Origin of the sequence: Streptomyces sp. NPDC001744 (assembly GCF_042892575.1) — a bacterium.
Classification (GTDB): Bacteria; Actinomycetota; Actinomycetes; order Streptomycetales; family Streptomycetaceae; genus Streptomyces.
Genome location: NZ_JBIAUG010000012.1, coordinates 75,925 through 100,390, shown reverse-complemented (window position 1 = coordinate 100,390; position 24,466 = coordinate 75,925). Strand labels below are relative to the sequence as shown.

Annotated in this window: 21 protein-coding genes and 1 riboswitch; of the genes, 14 read left to right on the top strand and 7 right to left on the bottom strand. The window is 74.8% G+C overall.

Annotation, left to right across the window (positions count from 1 at the left end; genetic code table 11):
• The first annotated feature begins 102 nt into the window (after positions 1 to 102).
• Positions 103 to 269, top strand: a riboswitch (cyclic di-AMP (ydaO/yuaA leader).
• Between the two features lie 13 nt (positions 270 to 282).
• Both ACFYZY_RS16545 and ACFYZY_RS16540 read left to right on the top strand, forming a co-directional pair.
• Positions 283 to 1,053: a M23 family metallopeptidase gene (locus ACFYZY_RS16545; protein WP_388694203.1), complete on the top strand. Its 771-nt coding sequence runs from the start codon at positions 283 to 285 to the stop codon at positions 1,051 to 1,053.
• A 211-nt stretch (positions 1,054 to 1,264) separates the two neighbouring features.
• Positions 1,265 to 1,948, top strand: a complete 684-nt coding sequence (locus tag ACFYZY_RS16540) for a GntR family transcriptional regulator (RefSeq protein WP_388694201.1) — start codon at positions 1,265 to 1,267, stop codon at positions 1,946 to 1,948.
• Between the two features lie 142 nt (positions 1,949 to 2,090).
• Here ACFYZY_RS16540 and ACFYZY_RS16535 read toward each other — a convergent pair whose 3' ends face one another.
• Entirely contained in the window at positions 2,091 to 2,372 is a 282-nt protein-coding gene (locus ACFYZY_RS16535; protein WP_388694198.1) for an HPr family phosphocarrier protein, read from the bottom strand.
• Between the two features lie 174 nt (positions 2,373 to 2,546).
• Between ACFYZY_RS16535 and ACFYZY_RS16530 the strand changes: the two genes are divergently transcribed.
• From ACFYZY_RS16530 to ACFYZY_RS16515, 4 genes are read left to right on the top strand one after another with little or no spacing between them, the layout of a single operon-like run.
• Complete coding sequence (locus tag ACFYZY_RS16530; protein WP_388694196.1) at positions 2,547 to 5,510, top strand: GNAT family N-acetyltransferase; 2,964 nt, start codon at positions 2,547 to 2,549, stop codon at positions 5,508 to 5,510.
• Positions 5,511 to 5,550: 40 nt separating this feature from the next.
• Positions 5,551 to 6,147, top strand: a complete 597-nt coding sequence (locus tag ACFYZY_RS16525) for a DUF5998 family protein (RefSeq protein ID WP_388694193.1) — start codon at positions 5,551 to 5,553, stop codon at positions 6,145 to 6,147.
• The gene (locus ACFYZY_RS16520; RefSeq protein WP_388694191.1) at positions 6,147 to 7,352 is read left to right on the top strand and encodes an alkaline phosphatase family protein; all 1,206 of its coding nucleotides are present in this window, start codon (positions 6,147 to 6,149) and stop codon (positions 7,350 to 7,352) included. Before ACFYZY_RS16525 ends, ACFYZY_RS16520 begins: the two co-directional genes overlap by 1 nt.
• 59 nt (positions 7,353 to 7,411) lie before the next feature.
• Positions 7,412 to 8,062: a thymidine kinase gene (locus ACFYZY_RS16515; RefSeq protein ID WP_388694188.1), complete on the top strand. Its 651-nt coding sequence runs from the start codon at positions 7,412 to 7,414 to the stop codon at positions 8,060 to 8,062.
• 28 nt (positions 8,063 to 8,090) lie between these two features.
• On the opposite strand, the gene ACFYZY_RS16510 is transcribed toward ACFYZY_RS16515, so the two are convergent.
• Positions 8,091 to 8,795: a TetR/AcrR family transcriptional regulator gene (locus tag ACFYZY_RS16510; RefSeq protein ID WP_388694186.1), complete on the bottom strand. Its 705-nt coding sequence runs from the start codon at positions 8,793 to 8,795 to the stop codon at positions 8,091 to 8,093.
• Between the two features lie 182 nt (positions 8,796 to 8,977).
• Between ACFYZY_RS16510 and ACFYZY_RS16505 the strand changes: the two genes are divergently transcribed.
• The 4 genes from ACFYZY_RS16505 to ACFYZY_RS16490 all read left to right on the top strand — a co-directional run bounded on the left by ACFYZY_RS16505 (position 8,978) and on the right by ACFYZY_RS16490 (position 14,901).
• The gene (locus ACFYZY_RS16505; protein WP_388694184.1) at positions 8,978 to 9,595 is read left to right on the top strand and encodes an isochorismatase family protein; all 618 of its coding nucleotides are present in this window, start codon (positions 8,978 to 8,980) and stop codon (positions 9,593 to 9,595) included.
• 253 nt (positions 9,596 to 9,848) lie between these two features.
• A complete protein-coding gene (locus tag ACFYZY_RS16500; protein ID WP_388694182.1) occupies positions 9,849 to 12,422 on the top strand; it encodes a YfhO family protein in 2,574 nt (857 codons plus the stop codon).
• 145 nt (positions 12,423 to 12,567) lie between these two features.
• The gene (locus ACFYZY_RS16495) at positions 12,568 to 13,533 is read left to right on the top strand and encodes a glycosyltransferase family 2 protein (protein ID WP_388694179.1); all 966 of its coding nucleotides are present in this window, start codon (positions 12,568 to 12,570) and stop codon (positions 13,531 to 13,533) included.
• A 3-nt stretch (positions 13,534 to 13,536) separates the two neighbouring features.
• Positions 13,537 to 14,901, top strand: a complete 1,365-nt coding sequence (locus tag ACFYZY_RS16490) for a polysialyltransferase family glycosyltransferase (RefSeq protein WP_388694177.1) — start codon at positions 13,537 to 13,539, stop codon at positions 14,899 to 14,901.
• A gap of 38 nt (positions 14,902 to 14,939) precedes the next feature.
• Here ACFYZY_RS16490 and ACFYZY_RS16485 read toward each other — a convergent pair whose 3' ends face one another.
• Positions 14,940 to 15,710: a VOC family protein gene (locus ACFYZY_RS16485; protein ID WP_388694175.1), complete on the bottom strand. Its 771-nt coding sequence runs from the start codon at positions 15,708 to 15,710 to the stop codon at positions 14,940 to 14,942.
• A gap of 162 nt (positions 15,711 to 15,872) precedes the next feature.
• On the opposite strand from ACFYZY_RS16485, the gene ACFYZY_RS16480 reads away from it, so the two are divergent.
• The gene (locus tag ACFYZY_RS16480) at positions 15,873 to 16,700 is read left to right on the top strand and encodes a sulfurtransferase (protein WP_388694172.1); all 828 of its coding nucleotides are present in this window, start codon (positions 15,873 to 15,875) and stop codon (positions 16,698 to 16,700) included.
• Between the two features lie 45 nt (positions 16,701 to 16,745).
• Here ACFYZY_RS16480 and sepH read toward each other — a convergent pair whose 3' ends face one another.
• On the bottom strand, positions 16,746 to 17,816 hold the full coding sequence (gene sepH, locus ACFYZY_RS16475) for a septation protein SepH (RefSeq protein ID WP_388694169.1): 1,071 nt from the start codon (positions 17,814 to 17,816) through the stop codon (positions 16,746 to 16,748).
• A gap of 451 nt (positions 17,817 to 18,267) precedes the next feature.
• Between sepH and ACFYZY_RS16470 the strand changes: the two genes are divergently transcribed.
• Complete coding sequence (locus ACFYZY_RS16470; RefSeq protein ID WP_388694166.1) at positions 18,268 to 19,275, top strand: hypothetical protein; 1,008 nt, start codon at positions 18,268 to 18,270, stop codon at positions 19,273 to 19,275.
• Between the two features lie 38 nt (positions 19,276 to 19,313).
• On the opposite strand, the gene ACFYZY_RS16465 is transcribed toward ACFYZY_RS16470, so the two are convergent.
• Positions 19,314 to 20,663, bottom strand: a complete 1,350-nt coding sequence (locus ACFYZY_RS16465) for a D-arabinono-1,4-lactone oxidase (protein ID WP_388694163.1) — start codon at positions 20,661 to 20,663, stop codon at positions 19,314 to 19,316.
• On the bottom strand, positions 20,602 to 21,867 hold the full coding sequence (locus tag ACFYZY_RS16460; RefSeq protein ID WP_388694159.1) for an MFS transporter: 1,266 nt from the start codon (positions 21,865 to 21,867) through the stop codon (positions 20,602 to 20,604). The genes ACFYZY_RS16465 and ACFYZY_RS16460 overlap by 62 nt, the downstream gene beginning before the upstream one ends.
• A gap of 204 nt (positions 21,868 to 22,071) precedes the next feature.
• On the opposite strand from ACFYZY_RS16460, the gene ACFYZY_RS16455 reads away from it, so the two are divergent.
• Together ACFYZY_RS16455 and ACFYZY_RS16450 are read left to right on the top strand one after the other, a co-directional pair.
• Positions 22,072 to 23,199 carry a ferrochelatase gene (locus ACFYZY_RS16455; protein WP_388694156.1) on the top strand — a complete coding sequence of 376 codons (1,128 nt, stop codon included), beginning with the start codon at positions 22,072 to 22,074 and terminating at the stop codon, positions 23,197 to 23,199.
• A gap of 130 nt (positions 23,200 to 23,329) precedes the next feature.
• Positions 23,330 to 24,139, top strand: coding sequence for an inositol monophosphatase family protein (locus ACFYZY_RS16450; protein WP_388694154.1), 810 nt, complete (start codon positions 23,330 to 23,332; stop codon positions 24,137 to 24,139).
• A gap of 86 nt (positions 24,140 to 24,225) precedes the next feature.
• On the opposite strand, the gene ACFYZY_RS16445 is transcribed toward ACFYZY_RS16450, so the two are convergent.
• Entirely contained in the window at positions 24,226 to 24,399 is a 174-nt protein-coding gene (locus tag ACFYZY_RS16445; protein WP_388694151.1) for a hypothetical protein, read from the bottom strand.
• Positions 24,400 to 24,466: the final 67 nt, after the last annotated feature.

Genomic DNA, 24,466 nt, shown 5'->3' with positions numbered 1-24,466 from the left:
GGCATGTCTTACAAAAGGCCCTGTTCGGTTGGTGATCGACTGGCGGCCCGCTTACCGTCGATCCGGCTGTTCGCCAGTCGTACCCGCCGCACCCGCGGCACCGGACAGCCATCGCCGAGTCCCCGTCAGGCGCGAGCCCAGGGGAGCCGGGGACCCGCACGCAGTCCCTGGGGTGAATCGGACGCCTTCGTCCCGTACGGAGGGGCCCGTAGGAGACCTTCCTGCTCCGAACCCGTCAGCTAACCCGGTAGGCGAGAAGGAGGGAAAGGAAACAGCGTCTTCATGGCGTTCACCCGTGCCACCGGGAAGCATCGTGGTCCGAGCCGGATGGCGCGCCGCAGCGCCGGCATCGCCGGCGTCGCGACGCTGGCCACCACCGGCGTCATCGGAACCCTCGCCTCCCCGGCGCTCGCCGCCGACACGGACAACCGGTCACCCGAGGACACCGGTCTCATCGAGGTGATCACCGAGGAGTCCCTCACCGACCGCATCAACGCCCAGGCCGCCGCCCAGGACCGGCAGGCGTTCGAGGCCGCCGCCGAGGCGAAGGTCCGGGCCGAGGCGAAGCGCAAGGCCGAGGCCCGCGCCAAGGAGATCCGCGAGGCGAAGGAGCGCGCCGCCCGTGAGGCCGAGCGCCGCCGCCTGAACTCCTTCCAGCTCCCGATCGCCGGTTCGTACGTCTCCACCGCCTACAAGACCGGCGGTTCGCTCTGGTCCTCCGGCAGCCACTCCGGCATCGACTTCCACGCCGACTACGGCAGCCGTGTCGTCTCCGTCGGCTCCGGCACCGTCGTCGAGACCGGCTGGGGCGGCGCGTACGGCAACAACATCGTCATCCGGATGAACGACGGCACGTACACCCAGTACGGTCACCTCTCCTCCATCGGGGTGTACGTCGGCCAGACCGTCGAGCCGGGCCAGCAGATCGGCGTCTCGGGCTCGTCCGGCAACTCGACCGGCCCGCACCTCCACTTCGAGGCGCGCACGAGCCCCGAGTACGGCTCCGACATCGACCCGGTCGCCTACCTCCGCGCCCGCGGCGTCACCGTCTGACACCGTCGCCCCTCCGCGCGTCCCCGGCCCCCGGGGCCCCGCCTCGGGAAAGCCCCGGCCCGTACTGGGCCGGGGCTTTTCTTCGGCCGGAACGCGTCCGTGGAATCCGGCGGGGCATCGGAAATTCCGGCGGGCTGCAATAGAGTCGTGGCACGGGCGCGGAAAAGGCGCCGCTCGAATGGACTCGCGCGGACCAAGGCGGAGGTCGGACATGCGTATTCCCGCGCATTCGGTGTGCACGGCGATCCGGGACGACATCGTCTCCGGCGTCTTCGCGCGGGGGAGCCGGCTGACCGAGGAGCGGCTCGCCCGCAGGTACGGGGTCTCCCGCGTCCCGGTCCGCGAGGCGCTGCGCACCCTGGAGTCCGAGGGCTTCGTCCTCACCCGGCGCCACGCGGGCGCGCACGTGGCCGAGCCCACCGAGCGGGAGGCGGCCGACCTGCTCGACATGCGGACGCTGCTCGAACCGCTGGGAGCCGCGCGGGCCGCGCAGCGGCGCACCGAGGCCCACCTCAAGGTGCTGCGCGGCCTGGTCAGGCTGGGGCAGGAGCGGGCCGGACGGGGCCGGGACGAGGACCTGCGTCCGCTCGGCGGCTGGTTCCACGAGACGCTCGCGCAGGCGTGCGGCAGTCCGGCCCTGACGGCGCTGCTCACCCAGTTGCGGCACAAGATCGCCTGGGTGTACGCGGTCGAGCGGCCCGCCCGGCCGGCGGACGTCTGGGCCGAACACGGCGCGATCGTGGACGCCGTGGCGCGCGGTGACGCGGAGCGGGCGAGGGCGCTGACCGCGCTGCACGCGGAGCGCTCGCTGTCGCTGCACCGGCTCAAAGGGGCGGAGCGCGGTCGTGTGAGGGTTCCGCAACATGTCGTCAACACGACGAGCGTCCGGAATTAACACGCCCATCGTAAAAAAGGGGGGCAGGAATTCGTCGGGCGGCTTTTGCGCTGCCCGAAAAAGAGGCCGGAAAAGCGAAATGCCGTGACCGCCGCAATTGCGGCGGTCACGGCATTTCGGGACCGTCCCGGCTCGGACGGTCTCAGACGGTCTCGGGCAGCTCGTCCAGGCCCTCGGCGACCAGCTTCGCGAGGCGGTCCAGCGCGGCCTCGGCGCCCTCGGCGTCCGAGGCGAGCACGATCTCCTCGCCGCCCTGCGCGCCCAGGCCGAGCACCGAGAGCATGGAAGCGGCGTTCACGGGAGCGCCGTCGGACTTGGCGATCGTCACCGGAACGCCGGAAGCCGTGGCGGCACGGACGAAGATGGACGCGGGACGGGCGTGCAGGCCCTCGGCCCATCCGACGTTGACGCGGCGCTCAGCCATGGTGTTGCCCTTCAAGTCTCAAGCGGGTTGTCTAGACCAGTCTCTCACGGGACGCGAGGTGCTCACACCGGTCCCCGGCCCGGTCCGGACCGCCTCCCGGTCCCCCCACCTTGCAACGGGCACCCCCGCCGCGCGACCGGTGCCCCACCCGTGTCGCAGCCGTAGGCTGACCCCATGCAGAGCGCGTCGGAACAGCCGGAAGCGACGGAACCGCAGGTGGCGCCGGAGCACGCCTACCCCGACCACTGGGAGGCGGACGTGGTGCTCCGCGACGGCGGCACCGCGCTCATCCGGCCCATCACCACCGACGACGCCGACCGGCTCGTCAGCTTCTACGAGCAGGTCTCGGACGAGTCGAAGTACTACCGCTTCTTCGCTCCCTATCCGCGCCTCTCCGCCAAGGACGTGCGCCGCTTCACCCACCACGACTTCGTGGACCGCGTGGGACTCGCGGCGACCGTCGGCGGCGAGTTCATCGCCACCGTCCGCTACGACCGCATCGACGCCCGGGGGCTGCCCGCCTCCGCCCCGGCCGACGAGGCCGAGGTCGCCTTCCTCGTCCAGGACGCGCACCAGGGCCGCGGCGTCGCCTCCGTCCTGCTCGAACACATCGCGGCGGTGGCCCGCGAGCGGGGCATCCGGCGCTTCGCCGCCGAGGTGCTCCCCGCCAACAACAAGATGATCAAGGTCTTCACCGACGCGGGCTACACCCAGAGGCGCAGCTTCGAGGACGGTTCCGTCCGGCTCCACCTCGACCTCGAACCCACCGACCGTTCCCTCGCCGTCCAGCGCGCCCGGGAGCAGCGCGCGGAGGCCCGCTCCGTGCAACGGCTGCTCGCTCCCGCGTCGGTCGCCGTGGTCGGCGCCGGCCGCACCCCCGGCGGCGTCGGCCGGACCGTTCTGCGCAACCTCCTCGGCGCGGGCTTCACGGGGCGCGTGTACGCGGTGAACTCCGCGTTCCCCGAGGCCGGTGACGGGGACGGCGGTCCGGCCGAACTCGACGGCGTCCCCGCTCGTCGCTCCGTCGGCGCCATCGGCGAACCCGTGGACCTGGCGATCGTCGCCGTCCCCGCCGAACGGGTCCCGGAAGCCGTCGCGGACTGCGGCGAGCACGGCGTGCGGGGCCTGGTCGTGCTCTCCGCCGGGTACGCCGAGAGCGGCCCGGACGGCCGCGAGCGGCAGCGCCGGCTCATACGGCAGGCCCGCTCCCACGGCATGCGGATCATCGGGCCGAACGCCTTCGGCATCATCAACACCGCCGCCGACGTCCGGCTCAACGCCTCGCTCGCGCCGCACCCGCCGACCGCCGGGCGGATCGGGCTCTTCACCCAGTCCGGCGCCATCGGGATCGCCCTCCTCGCCGAACTGCACCGGCGGGGCGCCGGGCTCTCCTCCTTCATCTCGGCCGGGAACCGCGCCGACGTCTCCGGCAACGACTTCCTCCAGTACTGGTACGACGACCCCGGCACCGACGTCGTCCTCCTCTACCTGGAGTCGATCGGCAATCCCCGGAAGTTCGCCCGGCTCGCCCGCCGCACCGCCGCCGTCAAGCCGGTCGTCGTGGTCAAGGGCGCCCGGCACAGCGGCAGCGCTCCGCCCGGACACCGGGTGCCCGTCACCCGCGTCCCGCACGCCACGGTCTCCGCGCTGCTCCGGCAGGCCGGGGTGATCCGCGTCGACACCGTCACCGAACTCGTGGACGCCGGGACGCTCCTGGCCGCCCAGCCGCTGCCCGCCGGGCCCCGGGTCGCGATCCTCGGCAACTCCGAGTCGCTCGGCCTGCTCACGTACGACGCCTGCCTGACCGAGGGGCTGCGGCCGCTGCGGCCGCTGGACCTGACGACCGCGGCGACCCCGGAGGACTTCCGGGACGCGCTGGCGGCGGCCCTCGCGGACGAGGCGTCCGACGCCGTCGTCGTGACCGCGATCCCCTGGGTCGGCGAGGACGGCGCCACCGAGTCCGGCGACGGCGAGGTGCTGGCGGCGGCGCTCCGCGAGGCCGTCGCCTCCGCCCCGGCGAAGCCGGTCGTCGTCGTCCACGTCGAGATGGGCGGCCTCGCGGAGGCCCTGGCGGTGGCCACGAGCACGCGGCCCGCCCCGCCGGGCGGCGTGCCGTCCTCGGCGGCGGGCCCGGACCGGGGGACCGATCCCCACCGGGGGGCCGGCCCGCATCGCGCTCCCGCCCCGGAACGGACCTCCGGCCCGGCGCCCGCTGCCGGAAGCACACCCGTCCCCGAAACCGTCCCCGGAACCTCCCCCGCCCCGGTCACCATCCCCTCCTACCCCGCCGCCGAGCGGGCCGTACGGGCGCTGGCCGAGACCGTGCGGTACGGGCAGTGGCGGCGGCAGGCGGCCGAACCCGGCCGGGTGCCCGCGTACGAGGACATCGACGAGGCCGGGGCCGCCGACCTGATCGCGCGGGTGCTCACCACCGAGCGGGCGGACGCGCGGGGCGTGCCCCTCGCCTCCCCGGAAGCGGGCGAACTGCTCGCCCGGTACGGCATCACCGTCCTGCCGGCCCTGCCCGCGCCCGCGCCCGACGCCGCCGTCGCGGCGGCCGCCCGCCTCGGCTACCCCGTCGCCCTCAAGACGACCGCGCCGCACCTCCGCCACCGTCCCGATCTCGGAGGGGTCAGGCTCGACCTGGCCACCGAGGGACAGCTCCGCACGGCCTACGCCGAGCTGACCGAGGCCCTCGGCAGGCCCGAGGAGCTCCGGCCGGTCGTCCAGGCCATGGTGCCCCGGGGCGTCGACACCGTCGTCCGCTCCGCCATCGACCCGGGCGTGGGAGCCGTCCTCTCCTTCGGTCTCGCGGGCGCGGCCTCGGAACTCCTCGGCGACACGGCCCACCGGCTGGTCCCGGCCACCGACCGGGACGTCGCCGAACTCGTCCGCTCCCTCCGGACCGCCCCGCTGCTCTTCGGCTGGCGCGGCTCCGCCCCCGTGGACACCCCGGCCCTGGAGGAACTGCTGCTGCGGGTCTCCCGGCTCGTCGACGACCACCCCGAAGTGGTCGCCGTCTCCCTGGAGCCGGTGGTCGTGGCCTCCCGGGGCCTCTCCGTCCTCGGCGCGACCGTCCGCCTGGCCCCGTCGCCGCCCCGCACCGACCTCGGCCCGCGCAGCCTGCCGAGGTACTGAGCGGGCCGAGGGGCGCCCCGGGCCCCGTAGGATGGAGTCCATGGCGAAGAGCGGTACGACGACCCAGGGGCTGCGCGCGGCGATCGAGCGCAGCGGCTACTACCCGGCCCTCGTGGCCGAGGCGGTGGAGGCCGCCGTCGGCGGCGAGGCCGTCGCGTCGTACGTGGTGCACCAGGAGACCACCTTCGACGCGAACGAGGTCCGCCGCCACGTCACCGTGCTCGTCCTGACCCCGAACCGCTTCATCGTCAGCCACACCGACGAGCAGGCCGCCGACACCAGCTCCCCGACCCCGTACGCCACGACCTCCACCGAGTCCGTGAAGCTCGACCGGATCTCGTCGGTCGTCGTCAGCCGCGTGGTCGCCAACCCCGAGTCCTACACGCCGGGCACGCTGCCCCGCGAGGTGGTCCTCACCATCGGCTGGGGCGCCGTCTCCCGGATCGACCTGGAGCCCGCCGCCTGCGGCGACCCCGACTGCGACGCGGACCACGGCTACACCGGCAACTCCACCGCCGACGACCTCAGCCTGCGCGTGAGCGACGCCGGGGACGGCCCGGACACCGTCCGGCAGACCCTCGCCTTCGCCCAGGCGCTCTCCGAGGCGACCGCGGCCACCGCCGCCTCCACCCGCTGATGGAGCGGTCCACCGAGGTGTCCTACGGCTGGCCCGACGATCCGGTGCCGCTCGCCCCGGAGACCGCGCCGGTGCCCGAGTACGCCTCCGGCTCCCTCGGCGACCTCCTCCCGACGCTCGTCGCGGGCCAGGGGGTGCCCGGCTTCGCCCCGCGGATCGCGGAGCTGACCCCCGCCGACCGGAACTGCGTCTTCCTGATCGACGGGCTCGGCTGGGAGCAGATCAGGTCCCACCCCGACGAGGCCCCCTACCTCACCTCGCTCCTCGGCTCCTCGCGGGGCGGCACGGGCCGGCCGGTCACCGCCGGGTTCCCCGCCACCACCGCGACCTCCCTCGCCTCCGTCGGCACCGGCCGCCATCCCGGCACGCACGGGCTGCTCGGATACACCGTGCGCGATCCCGGCACCGGCGCGCTCATGAACCAGCTCCGCTGGAAGCCGTGGACCGCGCCGCGCGTCTGGCAGCCGTACCCCACCGTCTTCCGGCTCGCCCACGAGGCCGGGGTCCACACCGCCCAGGTCTCCTCCCCGGCCTTCGAGCGGACCCCGCTCACCCAGGTCGCGCTCAGCGGCGGAACGTTCCACGGACGGCTCTCCGGCGAGGAGCGGATGGACTTCGCCGCCGAGCAGCTCGCCGCCGGGGACCGCTCGCTCGTCTACACGTACTACAGCGAACTCGACGGCGCCGGGCACCGCTTCGGCATCGACTCCGACGCCTGGCGCGGCCAGCTGATGTTCGTCGACCGGCTCGCCCAGCGGCTCGCCGAGCAACTGCCGCCCCGCTCCGCGCTGTACGTCACGGCCGACCACGGCATGGTCGACATCCCCTTCGACGAGGAGCACCGCATCGACTTCGACGAGGACTGGGAGCTGCGCGCCGGCGTCGCCCTCCTCGGCGGCGAGGGGCGGGCCCGCCACGTCTACGCCGTGCCCGGTGCCGAGGCGGACGTCCTCACCTGCTGGCGCGAGGTCGTCGGCGAGCGGTTCTGGGTCGCGGGCCGGGAGGAGGCGATCTCCCTCGGCTGGTTCGGCGACGAGATCGACGCGCGCGTCCACGGGCGGATCGGGGACGTCGTCGTCGCGGCCCACGACGACGTGGCCATCACCGCCTCGGTCAACGAGCCCCACGAGTCCGCGATGGCCGGCATGCACGGGTCCATGACCCCCGCCGAGCAGTTCGTCCCGCTGCTCGAAGTGCGCTCCTGACCTTCCGGCACTTCCCCCTCCCCCCACGTCCCACGCCCCCGAAAGGTCCCCGACCCGTCATGCCCGAGCTGGTCTTCTTCTCCGGAACCATGGATTGCGGGAAGAGCACCCTGGCGCTCCAGATCGCCCACAACCGCGACGCGCGGGGGCTCCAGGGGGTGATCTTCACCCGTGACGACCGGGCGGGGGAGGGCAAGCTGTCCTCCCGGCTCGGCCTGGTGACGGAGGCGGTCGAGGCGCCGCGGGGCATGGACCTGTACGCGTACCTCGTCGGCCAGCTCTCCCAGGGCGGCAAGGCCGACTACGTGATCGTGGACGAGGCGCAGTTCCTCGCCCCGGAGCAGATCGACCAGCTCGCCCGCATCGTCGACGACCTGGGCCTGGACGTCTTCGCCTTCGGCATCACCACCGACTTCCGCACGAAGCTGTTCCCCGGCTCGCAGCGGCTGATCGAGCTGGCGGACCGCATAGAGCAGCTCCAGGTCGAGGCCCTGTGCTGGTGCGGAGCCCGCGCCACGCACAACGCCCGTACGGTGGGCGGCGAGATGGTCGTGGAGGGCGAGCAGGTCGTGGTCGGCGACGTGAACCGTCCTGCGGAGGAGATCGGTTACGAGGTCCTCTGCCGCCGGCATCACCGCCGCCGCGTGACCTCGGCGTCCGCCCGCGCCGGCGTCCTCTCCCCGGACGTGCTCCCCGTCAACCAGGTCTGACGACCCCGGGGGCGCGGCCCGGAGGGTTCTACGGTTCCGGGAGCGCCGTCGGCGGGTTCAGGGTCCCGGGGGCGCGGCCGCCGGCCGGGCCGTCGGGGCCGGCCGCCTCCACCGGCGCCGTTCCCGTGAGGGTGGCGACCAGGGCCTGGGCGAGGACGGTGGCGGTGGCGAGCCGGGGGTCCTCCCGCTCGTCGCCGGTGATCCGGCCGATCACGGCGTCCCGCACCGCTTCCGAGGTGCCGGGGTCCCCGAAGAGGCCGGGGAAGGACAGCGCCATCATGCACACGCCCACGTTGGCGGAGAGGACGGCCCGGCCGGCCGGTTCGGGGGGCATCCGCAGGCGCCCGGCGTCCCGGCACCGTTCCAGGGCCGCCAGCAGGATCGCCTGCGCCTCCTTGATGCCCTCCGGCCTCGCGTCGCCCGTCGGCGTGAACATCAGGCGGTAGAGGTGCGGGTTGCGCAGCGCGAACGCGACATGGCTGTCCCAGGCCGTGCGCAGGTCCGCCACCGGGTCGTCGGTGAGCGGATTGAGCCTCTTGGCGGCGAGGAAGCGCTCGAAACCGATGTCGGCCACCGCCGTGAGCAGCCCCTGCTTGTCGCCGAACCGGCGGTAGATCTCGGGCATGCCCACCTTCGCCCGGTCGCAGATGGCCCGGGTCGAGATCGCCAGCGCGTCCTTGGTGGCGAGCAGCTCCTCGGTGGCTTCCAGGATGCGCTCGCGGGCTGTCGACATGGCTCCACGGTATCAGCGCTAACAGGGGGGACCTGGGCAAATTCCCTGTTCGGGCCCTCGGCGGCGTAGGCGTCGACTCTCTTGTTATCAATGATTGCGATCTGTGTTAGCGTTGAAAACAAGCAGGGGCGGTCGTGCGTGACGGCCCCTCCACCGCCCCTCCCCGTCCGAAAGGAACCGCCATGACCGCGTCTCCCACCCTCCGCGAGGTGATCGGCCTCCCCCGGGAGCTGCCGCGACTGAGCGAGTCGGTCCTGATCATGATCGACTTCCAGAACACCTACCGCACCGGCGTCATGCGGCTCGACGGCGCCGAGGAGGCCGTGGCCGCCGGTGCCCGCCTGCTCGCGGCCGCCCGCGCCGCCGGAACCCCGGTCGTCCACGTCGTCAACGACGGCGGCGAGGGCACCCCGTACGACATCCGGGCCGAGATCGGCTCGATCAGCGACGAGGTCGCCCCGGCCGAGGGGGAGAGGGTGGTCGTCAAGCAGGCCCCCAACGCCTTCCACGCCACGGAGCTGGAGGACGTCCTGAAGGAGCTCGGCGCCGGCGGCGATCTGGTCCTCGCCGGGTTCATGACGCACATGTGCGTGCTGTTCACGGCGCAGGGCGCCTTCCACCTCGGCTACCGCCCGACCGTCGTCGCCGAGGCCACCGCCACCCGCCCCCTGGAGGCGCCGGACGGCACCGTCCTGTCCCCGGACGCGCTGGGGGCCGCCGCCCTGACGACCGTCTCCGACCTGTTCGGCACGGTGGCCCGCACGGTCGACGAACTCGTGGCCGGCGCCCCGGCCGCCTGACGTCCCCGGGCGCACGGCATCGACCGCCCGGCCTCTTCCGGGGGGCACCGGTCGTCCGGCCCGTCCCGGGGCGCGCGCCACCGGTCGTCCGGCCCGTCCGGGGGCGCACGGCACCGGGAGTTCACCCGCGGTGTACCCGAACCCTCCCCGGTGATCGGCCGCGGGTCGCCCGCCTCGGTGGTAATGGCGGTCGGCCCGTGCGTGACGACTCCACCTCCGGGCGTTCCCGCGCCGTACGACCCCTGGAGGACGCGTGCCCCCCGCCCCCGAGACCGTGCCCGCCGCCACCGGGGCCGAGGCGAAGGCCGGGGGCGCGGGTGCGGCCGGGACCGGGGCGGAGGGCACCCGGCCCCGCTCCGGGACCCCCCGGCCCCGCCTCCACCGACCGGAGTTCCGGGCCGCGACCGCCGCCGCCCTGCTCACCACCGTGCTGTTCTGCCTCGCCACCCGGCTCGCCCGTGCCCATCCCTTCGGCCCGATGACCAGGAACGTCGTCGACCTGGGCCAGCAGTACCTGCCGTACCACACCTACTGGCGCGCCTTCCTGCGCGGCGAGACCCACGGGGACGCCCTCCTCGACTGGAACACCGGATTCGGCTCCAACTTCCTCGGCGACATCGGCACGTACCTGAGCAGCCCCTTCAGCCTCCTCGTCGTGTTCTTTCCGGCGGACCGCGTCGAACTCGCCCTGTACGCGGTCACCACCCTCAAGATCGCCGCAGCCGGGGCCGCCATGGCCCTGCTCCTCCTGCGGCTGCGTCCCGGCCCCTGGCCGGTCGCCGCCGTGCTCGGCACCGCGTACGCGCTCTCCGGCTGGACCCTCGACCACGGGTCCACGGTCCCGATGTGGCTCGACGGGCTCGTCGCCCTCCCGCTGCTCTGCCTGGCCGGGGAGTGGGCCCGCACCGGCCGCAGGCCCGTCCTCGGGCCGCTCGTCGTCGCGCTGGCCTGGACCGCCAACTTCTACACCGCGTACATGGCGACCCTCGGCGCCGCCGTCGTCCTCGCCGTCCGGCTGCTCACCGCCGGGGAGCCCGCCACCGCGCGGCAGCGCCTCGCCGGCGCGGCGCGGGCCGTCCGGAGCGTCCTCATCGGCGTCGGGCTCGCCGCGCCGCTCGTCGCGGTCGTCTTCCTCGCCACCCGGGCCGCCGACCCCACCCCGGAGACCGTCTTCGCGCCCGCGGCCCCGGCGGACGTCCTCGCCCGCCTCCTGCCCGCCACCGCGAGCGTGGCCACCCCCGCGCTCTTCGTCGGCACCTCCGCCCTCGCCCTCGCCCTGACGCTGCCGTTCCACCGGGCCGTCGCCCCGCGCGTCCGGGCCGGCTGGACGGCGGCGGCCGTCCTGGTGGCCCTCTCCCTCCAGTGGGAGCCCACCCATCTGCTCTGGCACGCGGGCGCCTCGCCCAACGGCATCCCGTACCGCCAGTCCTTCGTCCTGTGCGGCCTGCTGCTGATCGGCGCCTGGTTCTCGGCCGCCGCGGGAGTGCCCCGCCCGGCGGCGCTCCTCGCGGCCGGCGGTCTGCTCGGCGCCCTGGCGTGGGCGGCCCGGGGGAGCGCCGACATCGACCGGTGGACCTTCCCCGCCTTCGGCGCGGCCGCGCTCCTGGCGCTCGCCGCCGCCCTCGCCGCCCTGACGGCCGCCCGCTCCCGCCCCCGCGCCGCCCGCCTCCTCACCGCCCTGACCCTGGTCCTGCTCGTCGCCGCCCAGGCGGGCGAGGCGGTCGTCACCGGGGAGCGGGCCGAGGAACAGCGGCGGAACGAGGTCGCCTGGTCGCCCCGGACCGGCCCCTGGCACGAGGCCGTGGCGCGCGAGACGGCCCGCGCGGACGCCTGGCCCCGGTACCGCACGGAGCCCGGCGAGGTCCCCGGCGGCAACGACGCCCTGCTCGTCGGCGGACAGGGCGCCGACCACTACAGCAGCCTCACCGCCGACGTGACCTCCCGGACCCTCACCGGCCTGGGCTTCGGCCACTACGCCAAGGGCCGGCACCCCGTCACCCTCGACAACCCCGTGACCGACGCCCTCTTCTCCATCGGCACCCGGGTGCGCTCGAAACCCACGGAGCCGGTGCGGCGGGACGCCCCGCCCCGCGCCGCGGTCACCGCCACGACCGTCCCCGTACCGCCGCTGGTCACCGTCCGCCCGGCGCCGCGGCCCACGGGGCGGCCGGGGGACTCGGCCTTCGTCCGGCAGGAACGCCTGCTCGGCGCCCCCGTGTACGAGCTGCCCGCGCCCCGCCGCGCCGGACACGTCCTCACCGCCCGCTGCCCGGCCGGCTCCGACGTGTGGTTCTGGGCGCCCGAGTACCGGGGCACGGCGGCCCTCGCGGGGGAGGACCCCGTGGCGTTCGGGGGCGGACCGCCCGCCGTCAGCGCCGCCATGGGCGCCCTCGGAGCCGTACCCGCCTCGGGAGAGGTGCGGATCGAACTGTCCCCGGAGGCCGGGCCGAAGCTGCCCCGGCAGCCCGTCGGCTGCCTGGTCCGCGCCCGTCTCGACGCCGCCGTGGAACGGCTCACCGCCACCGGCGCCACCCGGGTCCGCGCCACCGGACACACCGTCACGGCCGAACTCCCGCGAGGCAGCACGGGCGTCGCCGTCCTCGCCGTCCCCCGCGTGCCCGGCTGGAGCTGCGCCGCCGGTGACGCGGACCTCCGTCCCGCGCGTACGTACGACGGGCTCGTCGCCGTCCCCCTCGACGGGCGGGCGGACACGGTCCGCTGCTCCTTCCGGCCCCCGGGCCTCCGCCTCGGCGCCGCCGTCGGGGCGGTCGCCCTCCTCGCCCTGGTCGCGACCGGGGCGCCGCGCCGCCGACGCGCCCGTGCGTGACGGGCCCTCGGGGGGACGCGCCGTGCCGAGAGGGCGGGGAGAGTTCACCGGCCGTACACGCGCGGCTCGTTCGGCCGGGAAGGCGGAGCACTACCGTACGCGGCACCACGACGTTCGACCGTCCGATCCAGTGTGGGGAACCCGAGTGCCGAAACTGTCCGTCGTCGTACCGTTCCACAACGTCGGGGCGTACGCCTCCGACACCCTGCGCGGTCTCGCGAACAACGCGGACCCGGACTTCGAGTTCCTGCTGGTCGACGACTGCTCGACGGACGACACCCCGGAGATCCTCGACCGCTGGCGCGACCGCCTGCCGAACGCCACCGTCATCCGGCACGAGACCAACCGGGGCGTCGCCCAGGCGCGCAACACCGGGATCGACGCGGCGACCGGCGACCACCTCACCTTCCTCGACGGCGACGACTGGTACGCGCCCGGCCACCTGAAGGCCGCCGTGGCCGGAATCACCCGCCTGGGCTGCGACTTCGCCCGCACCGACCACGTCCTGGCGGAGGGCCGCAAGCGCCAGATCCGCTACGCACCCGCCAAGCGCCGGGACACCGTGATGGACCCCAGGGACGGCATCTCGCCGGCCGGCATGGTCACGATGGTGGACTACCCCTTCGTCCCCTTCGGCATCTACGGCCGGCACCTCTTCGAGAACGGCGCGTCCCGCTTCGAGACGTCCCTGCGGACCGCCGAGGACCGCCTCTGGATCTGGCGGCTCCACCTGAGGGCCCGCACCTTCGCGGCGCTCTCCCTGCACGGCGTCTTCTACCGGCGGGGGGTCGCCACCTCGCTCACCCAGATCACCGACCACCGGCAACTGGACTTCATCCCCTCCTACGACCTCCTGCTGGACGAGGTCTCCCGGGACGCCGACGCCGACCGCTTCCTGCCGAAGGCGGTCCGCACGTACTGCGCGATGATCGCCTTCCACGTCGGCAAGGCCGGCGCGTACGAACCCGCCGTCGCCGAACGGCTGCGCGCGGACGTCCGCGACGCGCTGCGCCGCATGCCCCAGCGGGTCCTGGACGAGACCCTGGCCACCATGGACACCCCGCGCGCCACCCTCCTGCGGAGCCTGCGCGAGACCGGAAGGACCGCCTGACCCATGGCCCCCGAGAAGGACGCCACGACGGACACCGACACCCGTCCGGTCCAGATCTTCCAGGTGTCCACCCTCTACGGCGCCGCCACCCTGGCCGCCGCCCTCGACGCCGGGCTCTTCGGTCCCCGCGCGGACGTCCGCCGGCTCCTGCTGGTCTCGCACAACGCCGAGATCCCGGAGACCGCGCCGCGCCTGCGGGACATGACCGGGTACGGGCGGATCGCCACCCGCTTCGACGGCACCCTCGACTGGAACCGGACGATCCACCCGTACCACCCCGCCGCCTGGGCCCCCCGTCCCGAGGAGGCCCCGCTCTGGCAGCGCGTGCTGCGCACCGCCTGGGGCCTCGGCACGGCGCCGGTCGAACTGGCCGTCGAGTCCATCCAGGTCAACCCCGCGAAGGCACTGGCCGTCGCCTTCCCCGAGAGCTCCCTGCACGTCTACGCGGACGGCCTGATGAGCTACGGCCCCACCCGCAACGACCTCGCGCAGTCGGTCGCCTGCCGCGTCCGGAGGGTCCTCCACCCCGACCTGGTCCCGGGCCTGCGGCCCCTCCTCCTGAGCGAGTACGGGGTCGAGCCCGAACCGGTCCCCGACGACGCCTTCCGCGCGGTCCTCGCCGAGATCGCCGAGGAAGCCGCCGACGACCCCCTGATCGCGCGGGCAGCCGCTGCCGGGCCCACGGCCCTCCTGCTCGGCCAGTACCTCGCGGCCCTGAACCTCCTCACCGCCGAGGAGGAGGAGAACCTGCACGTACGGATGCTGCGCGGAGCCGCCGCCGCCGGACACCGCTCGGTCGTCTTCAAACCGCACCCGTCCGCACCCGCCCGCTACTCCCGGACCCTGGAGGAGGAGGCGGAGCGCTCCGGCGTCCGCCTGACGGTCCTCGACAGGCCGCTGCTCGCCGAGACCTTCTACGAGCGGTGCCGGCCCCGGCTCGTCGTCGGCTGCTTCTCCACGGCGATGCTCACCGCCGCCGTTTACTACGGCGTGCCCGTCGCCCGCGTGGGCACGGCCGAGGTCCTGGAACGGCTCACCCCCTACGAGAACAGCAACCGCGTCCCGCTCACCCTCGTCGACCACCTCGTCGCCGACCTGGAACGGGGCGAGGAGCCCGCCGTCCCCGGCCCGGCCCCCGCCTCGCTCGCGCCCCTGGTCCGGGCCGTCGGCTACTGCATGCGCCACAAGAGCCTCCCGGAGCTCCGGGAGGAGACCGCCCGCTTCCTGGCCGCCCACCACGACGACCCCGGCACCGCCCACCACTTCACCGCCGAACGGCTGACCCTGCTCGGCCTGCCGGGCGGAGCGCGGACCCCGGGCGGCGCGCCCCGGCCGCTCCGGAGCCTCCTGCGGGGCCGCCGGGGCTGAGTCCCACGGCCTTCGCGCCGCCCGCCCGTCCGTCCGGGTCAGCGCCCGGAGGACCCGACCAGGGTGAAGACCGCCCCCTCCGGGTCCGCCACCACGGCGAGCCGCCCCGCCGGGCCGTCGTGCGGCGGGCGCAGGACCCGGCCGCCCAGCTCCACGACGAGCCGGGCGGCCGCGTCCGCGTCGGCGACCTCGAAGTACGTCATCCAGTGCGGGCCCCGGTCCCGGGGCAGGCCCTCGCCGACGCCGTGCAGGGAGGCCACCGGGATCCCCTCCACGTGCAGCGCCGCGTAGTCCTGCCCGGTGGAGGGGACGGGTTCCACCTCGAAGCCGAAGACCGCCCGGTAGAACTCCCCGGCCGAGGAGGTCTCGTACGTGAGGAGCTCGTTCCACACCGGGGTCCCCGGCCCCGCCGTCGCCGTGCCGTGGTGCGCCTCCGCCTGCCAGACGCCGAAGACCGCGCCCGTCGGGTCGGAGCAGATCGCCAGGCGGCCCGCCTCGGCCGCGTCCAGCGGGCCCACCGCGACGGTGCCGCCGCAGCAGCGGATGCTCTCGGCGGTCTCGTCGGCGTCCTCGGTGGCCAGATAGGGGGTCCAGGCGATGCGCAGGCGCCGGTCGTCCGGCAGCCGGCCGATGCCCGCCACCTCCCTGTCGCCGAGCAGGGCGCGGACGTACGGGCCGAGCTGCTCGGGGCCGGGCACGAACTCCCAGCCGAAGAGCGCGTGGTAGAACTCCTGCGTGGCGTCAAGCCCGTGCACCATCAGGCTCACCCAGCAGGGCGTGCCGGGGGTGCGCCGAGTCGCCTCGGTCATCGTCACCCTCTCCTCGGACCATCGTCGTGGCCGTGTGCCCGTCCGGCGGTGGCACCGGCGGGAACGCGGCGGACCCCGGCCGCACCACGCGGTGGCGCGATCCCGGGGGCAAGGCGCCGGGTCCGTCCCCCGCGGCCGTGCGGCTGCGCGAGTATGGCACCCATGAACCCCATCATCTCCGCAAGCGAACTGCTCAGCGAGTCGGCGGGACCCCGGCCGCCGGTCCTCCTGGACGTCCGGTGGGCGCTCGGGGGCCCGCCCGGGCGGCCCGCCTACGAGGCCGGCCACCTGCCCGGAGCGGTCTACGTCGACCTGGAGACGGAGCTGGCGGGCCCGCCCGGGAGCGGCGGGCGCCACCCCCTGCCCGACCCGGAGACCTTCGGCGCCGCGATGCGCCGCGCGGGTGTCTCGGCGGACCGGCCGGTCGTCGCGTACGACGGCGGTTCCGGCTGGGGCGCGGCCCGCGCCTGGTGGCTGCTCCGCTGGACGGGCCACCCGGACGCGCGGGTCCTGGACGGGGGCCTCGCGGCCTGGACGGGCGGCCTCACGACGGAGGTCCCCGCCCCGGAGCCGGGCGATTTCCGGCCACGGCCGGGCGCACTCGGGCTGCTGGACGCCGACGGCGCGGCGGCACTGGCCGGCACGGGGCTGCTCCTGGACGCGCGGGCGGCCGAGCGCTACCGGGGGGACGTCGAGCCGATCGACCGGGTCGGTGGGCACATCCCGGGCGCCGTCTCCGCCCCGACGACCGGGAACGTCGACGCCGAGGGGCTGTTCCTGGCGGCCGACGTCCTGCGGGAGCGGTTCACCGCGCTGGGCGCGACCGGGGGGACCCCGGTCGGGGTGTACTGCGGCTCGGGCGTCTCCGGCGCCCACGAGGTGCTCGCCCTGGAGGTCGCGGGCATCCCGGCCGCCCTCTACGCGGGCTCCTGGTCGGAGTGGTCCGCCGACCCGTCCCGCCCGGTGGCCACGGGCCCGGACTCCCGGTAGCGCGCGCGGCACCGGTCCGGACGCCCGTACGGAGGCGCGCGAAGGTCAGTCCTGCTTCTTCCTGCGCGTGCCGAACACGATCTCGTCCCAGCTGGGCACCGCCGCGCGGCGGCCCGGACGGACGCCGTCGGCCTCGGCCTGGCGGTCCGTGGTGCCGGTGAGCCGGTCGCGGTGGCCCGACACCGCACGCGGCATCAGCACGTCGGCGTACGCGGCGCCCGCCCCCGCCGAGGCGGCGGGTGCCGGCGGCTCCTCCGCCGCGGGCTCCTCCGCGTGCTCCGAGGAGTCCGGCTGCTCGGGCACGACCATGTCGCCGCGGAAGCTCGGCACGGCCTCCAGGAGGCTCGTCAGGGAGTCCCGCTCGTCCTCCGGCTCGACGGGCGCGGGCGTCCGTTCCAGCTGGTGGCGGTCGAGCTGGCGGTCCAGGGCTCGGTCGAGCGGCCGGTCCCGGGGCAGCCGGGCGATGCGCGGCACGAACGGGAAGCTGGGCTCGGGCGCGGCGGCGATCGTGTCGTCCGTCTCGCCGATCAGGGCCCGCGCCTCGTCGTCCACGGCCTGGACGAGCCGCCGGGGCGGGTCGTACGTCCAGCTGGCCGTGTGGACCTCGCCCGCGACCCGGTAGACGAGCAGCACCTCCCAGGTGCCGTCGTCCCGGCGCCAGGAGTCCCACTGCACGGTGTCCTTCTCGGCCCCGCGCAGCAGCAGCCGCTCCTGCACCGCCTCGCCGAGCTGGGGGCCGCTGTTCTCCCCGGGCCTGCGGACCGGGGTCTTGCGGGCCCGCTCCGCCATGAAGGCGCGCTCGGCGAGCACGGGCCCCTCGAAGCGGCGCACGCGGTCGACGGGGATGCCGGCGAGCTGGGCGACCTCCTCGGCGGAGGCACCGGCCCTTATCCGCGCCTGGATGTCACGCGGGCGGAGGTGGCTCTCCACCTCGATCTCGATCTGGCCGAGGCGCGCGCGGTCGTTGCGCACGGCGGCGCGCAGCCGCTCGTCGATCGGAAGTGTGTACTCCGTGCTGTCAGCAGCCTTCAGCACCAGTCGTGTGCCGTCGTTGGAGACGGCCACGACACGCAGTTCGGGCATGGGTACCTCCCGGGTGGTGCCTGCCGACGTCACGTGCGTCGCTGCTTCCGCTAGTCGAGTGTGGCCTGCCCGGGTGCAGCCTGCCACTACTTACCGAGTTGCCCGGCGTGTCGGGCGTGGACCCCGGAACGCCGTTGTGTCACGGTTGCCCGATCGCTACGGCCAGTGACTGGCGGTCACTCTGTGCAGCCGGTTCCCGTGTGATGCCGAAACGCCGCCGGTGCGGGCGCCGTCCCCGGCTCCCGCACCGTGATCCGGGGCACCCGTGAGGGCGTCCGGACCCAGGGTTCGCCAATGTACTCCATTCGGGCCACCTGGGTGGACAGGCGCGCCGCCCAATGTGTCGGGCAGTGCGGGAGTTGACTCCCCACGCTCCTCCTCCGCACGTGTCGCTCTTCACAGAAAGGGCGGAAACGGAACTATTCCCCTCTCCCATTTGTCCCTTCTGGGTGCAGAGCACTCAATGAGTCGGCAGGGGTTGGAGATGGGGCAGAGGCCGAGGACCGGCACGGACGAGCCAGAGGAGGCGGAGGGGACGAAGGCGACGAAGGCGACGGAGACGGCGGAGAGGACGGAGCCGGCCGGGAAGGCGGAGGGGAGCGGCAGGAGGAAGATCGACCTGAGCATGGCCCAGGTCTCGGGCAGCGCCCTGGCCGCGGTCGTCGCCGCCAAACTGGCCTCGACCCTCGGCGTGTACGGCACGATCGTCGGGGCCGGCGTGATCAGCGTCATCGCCACCTGCGGCGGCCCGTTCTTCCAGTACGCCCTGCGGCGCACGGGCGAACAGGTCCGCGACGTGACCACGGCGGCCCGGCCGAAGGCGCGCCGCATCCGGCTCGTGACCACGACCTCGCCCGACGGGGACGACCGGACCCTGCTGCTCCGCACGGTCCCGGCGCCCGGCGCGGAGACGCCCGGCGGGGAGGACTTCGGGGAGGCGACCACCCACGGCACCCGCGTCCGGGGCTGGAGGCGCCCGGTGGTCGCCGCCGCCCTGGTCTTCGGCGTCACCATGGGCGGCATCACCACCTACGAACTGGTCGCCGGAGAGGACTTCGGCGGCAGGCAGGGCGCCACCACCTTCGGCTCCGCCGTCCGCGGCGACGGCGGTACGGAGAAGAAGGCGCCGGCCCCGGGCGGGGAGACCACGCCCGCGCCGTCCGGGACGGGCGACGGCACCGGGCGGCCGGAGGACGGGGGCGCGAGCTCCGCGCCGGGCACCGTCCCGACCCCGGGCGACGGCGGGTCCGGGCGGCCGGACCCCGGGCGGAGCGGAACCGGCTCCCCGTCGGCGGAGCCGTCCCCCTCCGGGTCCACCGGGAGCGGGACGACGCCTCCGCCGGAACCGACCGGCCCCACGACGGGACCGACCGCCCCGACCGGGGAGCCGTCCACCGGGACGGGACCGTCCGGGGCCCCGGCGCCCCCGTCGCCCCCGGAGACCCGGGCCCCGGCCGGTCCCGGGACCGGGACGGAGCCCGGGGACGAATGAGGAACGGCCGCCCCGCACGCGCGGGGCGGCCGTTCCCGTCAGTCGCCGAGGACGCGCCGCAGGTAGTCGTTGGTGAACAGGCGGTCCGGATCGAGCCGGTCGCGCAGCGCCGTGAACTCGGCGAAGCGCGGATAGACCCCGGAGAGGTACGCGGCGTCCCGGGTGTGGATCTTGCCCCAGTGCGGGCGGCCCCCGTGCGCCGTCATGATGCGCTCCACCGCGGTGAAGTACGCCCGGTGGGGCGTCCCCCGGTAGAGGTGGACGGCGATGTAGGCGGTCTCCCGCCCGGAAGCCGTGGAGAGCGCGATGTCGTCGGCCGGGGCCGTGCGCACCTCCACCGGGAAGCTGATCCTGAGCGGTGACCGCTCGATCATCGCCTTCAGCTCGCGCAGCGCGGCGACGGCCGCCTCGCGCGGCAGCGCGTACTCCATCTCCATGAAGCGCACCCGGCGCGGCGAGGTGAAGACCTTGTAGGGGATGTCGGTGTACGTACGGGCCGACAGGGCCCGGCTGGCGATCCTGGCGAGCGGGGGGACGACCGGCGGCACCGCCCGGCCCAGCGAACAGGCGAGCTGGAAGACCCCGTTCGACAGGAGTTCGTCGTCGACCCAGCCGCTGACCCGTCCGGGGGGAGCGGCGGGGCCCGCGCTGCGGTTGTTGCGCTTGGTGCTGCAGTTCTCCGTGTGGGGGAACCAGTAGAACTCGAAGTGCTCGTTCTCCGCGTGCAGCGCGTCGAACTCCGAGGTGACCCGGTCGAAGGACATCGGCTCCTCGCGCGCGGTGAGCAGGAAGACCGGTTCCACCGCGAAGGTGATCGCGGTGATCACGCCGAGGGCGCCGAGCCCGATCCGGGCGGCCGCGAAGACCGCGCGCTCCTCGTCGTTCCCCTCCGCCGAGCAGGTGAGCAGCCGCCCGTCCGCGGTCACCATTTCGAGGCCGCGGATCTGCGCGGCTATCGACGCCGACTCGCGGCCCGTGCCGTGCGTGCCGGTGGAGACGGCGCCGGCGACGGTCTGCTCCATGATGTCGCCCATGTTCGTGAGCGACAGGCCCTCCCGGGCCAGCGCCACGTTGAGCCGCTTCAGCGTCGTGCCCGACTCGACCGTCACGGTCATCGCCTCGCGGTCGATCCGCCGGATCCCGCTCAGCAGTCCCGGCCGGATCAGCACGCCGTCGGTGGCCGCGATCGAGGTGAAGGAGTGGCCGGTGCCGACCGTCTTCACCCGCAGCCCGTCCTCGGCCGCCCGGCGCACCGTCTCGGCGAGCTCCTCGGCCGAGGCCGGGTTCGCCTCCCGGACCGGACGGGAGGTGACGTTCCCCGCCCAGTTACGCCACGGACCGCTCGCCGTCCTGCTGTTCCCCGGCCCCGCTGTTGTCGTCCCGTTCACGCTGCCCCTCCCGGTTCGGCGCCGGCCTGCGCAGCCGGCGGTGTCCGAGGAGACCCACCGCGACCGCGGCGGCGCCCGCGACGACGGGCACCACGTACCCCGTCTCGGCGCCCGCCGCGTCGACCACCCAGCCGGCGGCGGAGGAACCGAGCGCCACGCCGACCGCGAGCCCGGTACTCGTCCAGGTCATGCCCTCGGTCAGTTCGGTGCGCGGTACGTGCGCTTCGACGAGGGCCATCGTGGTCACCATGGTGGGCGCGATGGAGAGGCCCGCGACGAAGAGCGCCACGGCCAGCAACGGCAGGTTCCCGGCCAGTAGGAGGGGGATCATACTCACGGCCATCGCGCAGATGCCCAGCAGCCACCTTCGGGACGGCTCCCCTTTCAGGTGGAGCAGGCCGAAGACGGCTCCGGCCAGGCAGGAACCCAGGGCGTAGACGGCCAGGACGAGACTGGCGGCGCCCGGCCGCCCCCGCTCCTCGGCGAAGGCCACGGTCACCACGTCCACCGAGCCGAAGACGGCGCCGGTGGCGACGAAGGCGAGGACCAGGACCTGGAGGCCGGGGGAGCGGAGCGGGGAGCCGCGCCGCTCCCCGCTCCGCCGGGGGTGGGGCCGGGGCTCCGTGGCGCGCTGCGCGGTCAGCCAGAAGACGCCGACGGCGAGGAACGCCCCGGCGAACAGCGGGCCCGCCTCGGGGAACCAGTTCGTGGACAGGCCGATGGAGACGATCGGGCCGAAGATGAAGCACACCTCGTCGACGATCGACTCCCAGGCGTACGCCGTGTGCAGGTGCCTGCTTCCGCCCCGGTGGATCTCCGCCCAGCGGGCCCGGACCATCGCGCCGACGCTGGGCACGCAGCCGATCACGGCCGTGAACGCGAAGAGCGTCCAGACCGGCGCGTCCCGCTGCACGCAGAGGAGGAGGCCGGCGGCCCCGGCGAGCGACACCAGCGTCACCGGCCGGAGCACCCTGCGCTGCCCGTGCCGGTCGACCAGGCGGGAGACCAGCGGGCCGAGGACCGCGGCCGACATCGCGAGCGTCGCCGCGAGCGCGCCGGCGAGCCCGTACGCGCCGGTGACCTGCGAGATCATGGTGACGATGCCGATGCCCATCATCGACAGGGGCATCCGTCCGAGGAAGCCGGCGACGGAGAACGCGGCGGCTCCGGGCGCCGCGAAGATCGCGCGGTAGGGACTGGCCAAGGGGACTCCGTACGTGCCGCGGAGCCGGTCCCGCGCGACGGCACGACCCGTGGGACGCCGGCACCGACAGGTGTAGTTAATAGCTAAAGCCTACAGTGTTGAAGTTGCGGGGTGCCCCCCTTTTTCCCGGTCGGCCACCCCGCCCGACGGCCCCCCGGACGGGCCGGGCCCCCTCCGGCGGAAGCGGGTGGCAGGATCGGTGCCATGTCCGATCAGCACGATCCCGCCCCGTACGACGCCCTGCTGCTGCTCTCCTTCGGCGGCCCCGAGGGGCCGGACGACGTGGTCCCGTTCCTGGAGAACGTGACGCGCGGCCGCGGCATCCCGAAGGAACGCCTCAAGGAGGTGGGGCAGCACTACTTCCTCTTCGGCGGCGTCTCCCCGATCAACGACCAGAACCGCGCGCTCCTCGACGCGCTGCGGCAGGACTTCACGGAGTCCGGGCTCGACCTCCCGGTCTACTGGGGGAACCGCAACTGGGCGCCCTACCTCACCGACACCCTCCGGGAGATGGTCACCGACGGCCGGCGTCACATCGCCGTCCTCGCCACCAGCGCCTACGCCTCCTACTCCGGCTGCCGCCAGTACCGCGAGAACCTCGCCGACGCGCTCGCCGCCCTGGAGGCGGAGGGGCTCCCGCTGCCCCGGGTCGACAAGCTCCGGCACTACTTCAACCACCCCGGCTTCGTGGAACCCATGGTCGAGGGCGTCCTCGCCTCCCTCGCCGAGCTGGACCCCGCCGTCCGGGACGGCGCCCACCTCGCCTTCACCACCCACTCCATCCCCGAGTCCGCCGCCGACACCTCGGGGCCGGCCACCGGGCACGGCGGGGGCGGGGCCTACGTGCGCCAGCACCTCGACGTGGCGCGGGTGATCGCCGACGCCGTCCGCGAGCGGACCGGCACCGACCGGCCCTGGAAGCTCGTCTACCAGTCCCGCAGCGGCGCCCCCCACATCCCGTGGCTGGAGCCCGACATCTGCGACCACCTGGAGGAGCTGCGCGCCGCCGGAGCCCCCGCCGCCGTCATGGTCCCGATCGGCTTCGTCTCCGACCACATGGAGGTCCTGTACGACCTCGACACCGAGGCCACCGCCAAGGCCGCCGAACTGGGCCTGCCCGTCCGCCGTTCGGCCACCGTCGGCGCCGACCCGCGCTTCGCCGCCGCCGTCCGCGACCTGGTCCTGGAGCGGGCCGCCGCGGAACGGGGGGCCCGGCCGGAGCGGTGCGCCCTGGGCGCGCTCGGCCCCTCCCACGACCTGTGCCCGGTCGGCTGCTGCCCGGCCAGGACGGAGCGGCCCGCGGCGGCCGGCGCCGACAGCCCGTACGCGTAGGAAGAGCCCGCGGCCGGCCCGCGCGCGGCGGAAGAGCCGCCGCGGCCGCCCCGTACGCGCGAGAAGGCCCGCCGTGACCGCCCCGCACGCGCAGAAGATCCGTGACCGACCGCACGCGCAAGGAGACCCCGTGACCGATCCGGCAGAGCCCCTCCTCACCGAGCTGCACGACCTCGCCCTGGAAGCCGCGCGACGCGCCGGAGCGCTGCTGCGCGACGGCCGGCCCGACGACCTGGCCGTGGCGAGGACCAAGAGCAGTCCCATCGACGTGGTCACCGAGATGGACATCGCCGCCGAGAAGCTGATCACCGGCTTCCTCGCCGAGCACCGCCCGCAGGACGGCTTCCTCGGCGAGGAGGGCGCGTCGAGCCCCGGCACGAGCGGGATCCGCTGGGTCATCGACCCGCTCGACGGCACCGTGAACTACCTGTACGGCCTGCCGACCTGGGCCGTCTCGATCGCCGCCGAGCGGGACGGCGAGACCGTCGTCGGCGTGGTCGAGGCGCCGATGCGCGGCGAGACGTACCACGCGGTCCTCGGCCGCGGCGCGCACGCCGGGGACCGGCCCCTCGCCGTCCGCCCCGCGCCCCCGTTCGACCAGGCCCTGCTCGGCACCGGCTTCGGCTACCTCAAGATCCGGCGCGAGCGGCAGGCCGAGGTCGTCCGGCAGCTGATCCCCCGCGTCCGCGACATCCGGCGCGGCGGCTCGGCGGCCGTCGACCTCTGCGACGTCGCCGCGGGGCGCCTCGACGCCTACTACGAGCGCGGCCTCAACCCCTGGGACCTCGCGGCGGGCGCGCTCGTCGCCCGCGAGGCGGGGGCGCTGACGGGCGGCCGCCCGGGGGAGCCGGAGTCGGGCGAACTGACGGTCGCGGCCTCTCCCGGACTCTTCGGGCCCCTCCAGGAACTCCTGGAGGAGCTGGGAGCCTGGCACGACTGACCGGGACCGGGACGCGCGAGGGCCCCGGAGCCGGGGGACGGCTCCGGGGCCCTCGCGCGGCCTCGCGGGGCCGCGGGCGGTACGGGTCAGACGGTCGGCGCGGCCACCTCCACCCCGTGCTCGGCGGCCAGGCGGTGCAGGTCCTCCAGCTCCGCCTGCTCCACCTCCACCAGATAGTCGTCGCCCGTCTCACGCGCCCGCGTGAGGTCCGTCTGCGTGGTTCTGATGCGGTGCAGCAGGCCGGCGGTGAAAGCGTCCATCGTGCGCCCCCTCGTCGTGGGTCGGCTGGCACGGGGGTGTGCCGAGGGTGGGTCGGATCACCCCCTG

Coding starts and splice junctions, on each gene's coding strand:
- ACFYZY_RS16530 (WP_388694196.1), top strand. CDS start 2,547: ATGCAGAGCGCGTCGGAACAGCCGGAAGCGACGGAACCGCAGGTGGCG.
- ACFYZY_RS16470 (WP_388694166.1), top strand. CDS start 18,268: ATGGGGCAGAGGCCGAGGACCGGCACGGACGAGCCAGAGGAGGCGGAG.
- ACFYZY_RS16455 (WP_388694156.1), top strand. CDS start 22,072: ATGTCCGATCAGCACGATCCCGCCCCGTACGACGCCCTGCTGCTGCTC.
- ACFYZY_RS16505 (WP_388694184.1), top strand. CDS start 8,978: ATGACCGCGTCTCCCACCCTCCGCGAGGTGATCGGCCTCCCCCGGGAG.
- ACFYZY_RS16510 (WP_388694186.1), bottom strand. CDS start 8,795: ATGTCGACAGCCCGCGAGCGCATCCTGGAAGCCACCGAGGAGCTGCTC.
- ACFYZY_RS16525 (WP_388694193.1), top strand. CDS start 5,551: ATGGCGAAGAGCGGTACGACGACCCAGGGGCTGCGCGCGGCGATCGAG.
- ACFYZY_RS16490 (WP_388694177.1), top strand. CDS start 13,537: ATGGCCCCCGAGAAGGACGCCACGACGGACACCGACACCCGTCCGGTC.
- ACFYZY_RS16540 (WP_388694201.1), top strand. CDS start 1,265: ATGCGTATTCCCGCGCATTCGGTGTGCACGGCGATCCGGGACGACATC.
- ACFYZY_RS16480 (WP_388694172.1), top strand. CDS start 15,873: ATGAACCCCATCATCTCCGCAAGCGAACTGCTCAGCGAGTCGGCGGGA.
- ACFYZY_RS16485 (WP_388694175.1), bottom strand. CDS start 15,710: ATGACCGAGGCGACTCGGCGCACCCCCGGCACGCCCTGCTGGGTGAGC.
- ACFYZY_RS16445 (WP_388694151.1), bottom strand. CDS start 24,399: ATGGACGCTTTCACCGCCGGCCTGCTGCACCGCATCAGAACCACGCAG.
- ACFYZY_RS16515 (WP_388694188.1), top strand. CDS start 7,412: ATGCCCGAGCTGGTCTTCTTCTCCGGAACCATGGATTGCGGGAAGAGC.
- ACFYZY_RS16520 (WP_388694191.1), top strand. CDS start 6,147: ATGGAGCGGTCCACCGAGGTGTCCTACGGCTGGCCCGACGATCCGGTG.
- ACFYZY_RS16535 (WP_388694198.1), bottom strand. CDS start 2,372: ATGGCTGAGCGCCGCGTCAACGTCGGATGGGCCGAGGGCCTGCACGCC.
- ACFYZY_RS16545 (WP_388694203.1), top strand. CDS start 283: ATGGCGTTCACCCGTGCCACCGGGAAGCATCGTGGTCCGAGCCGGATG.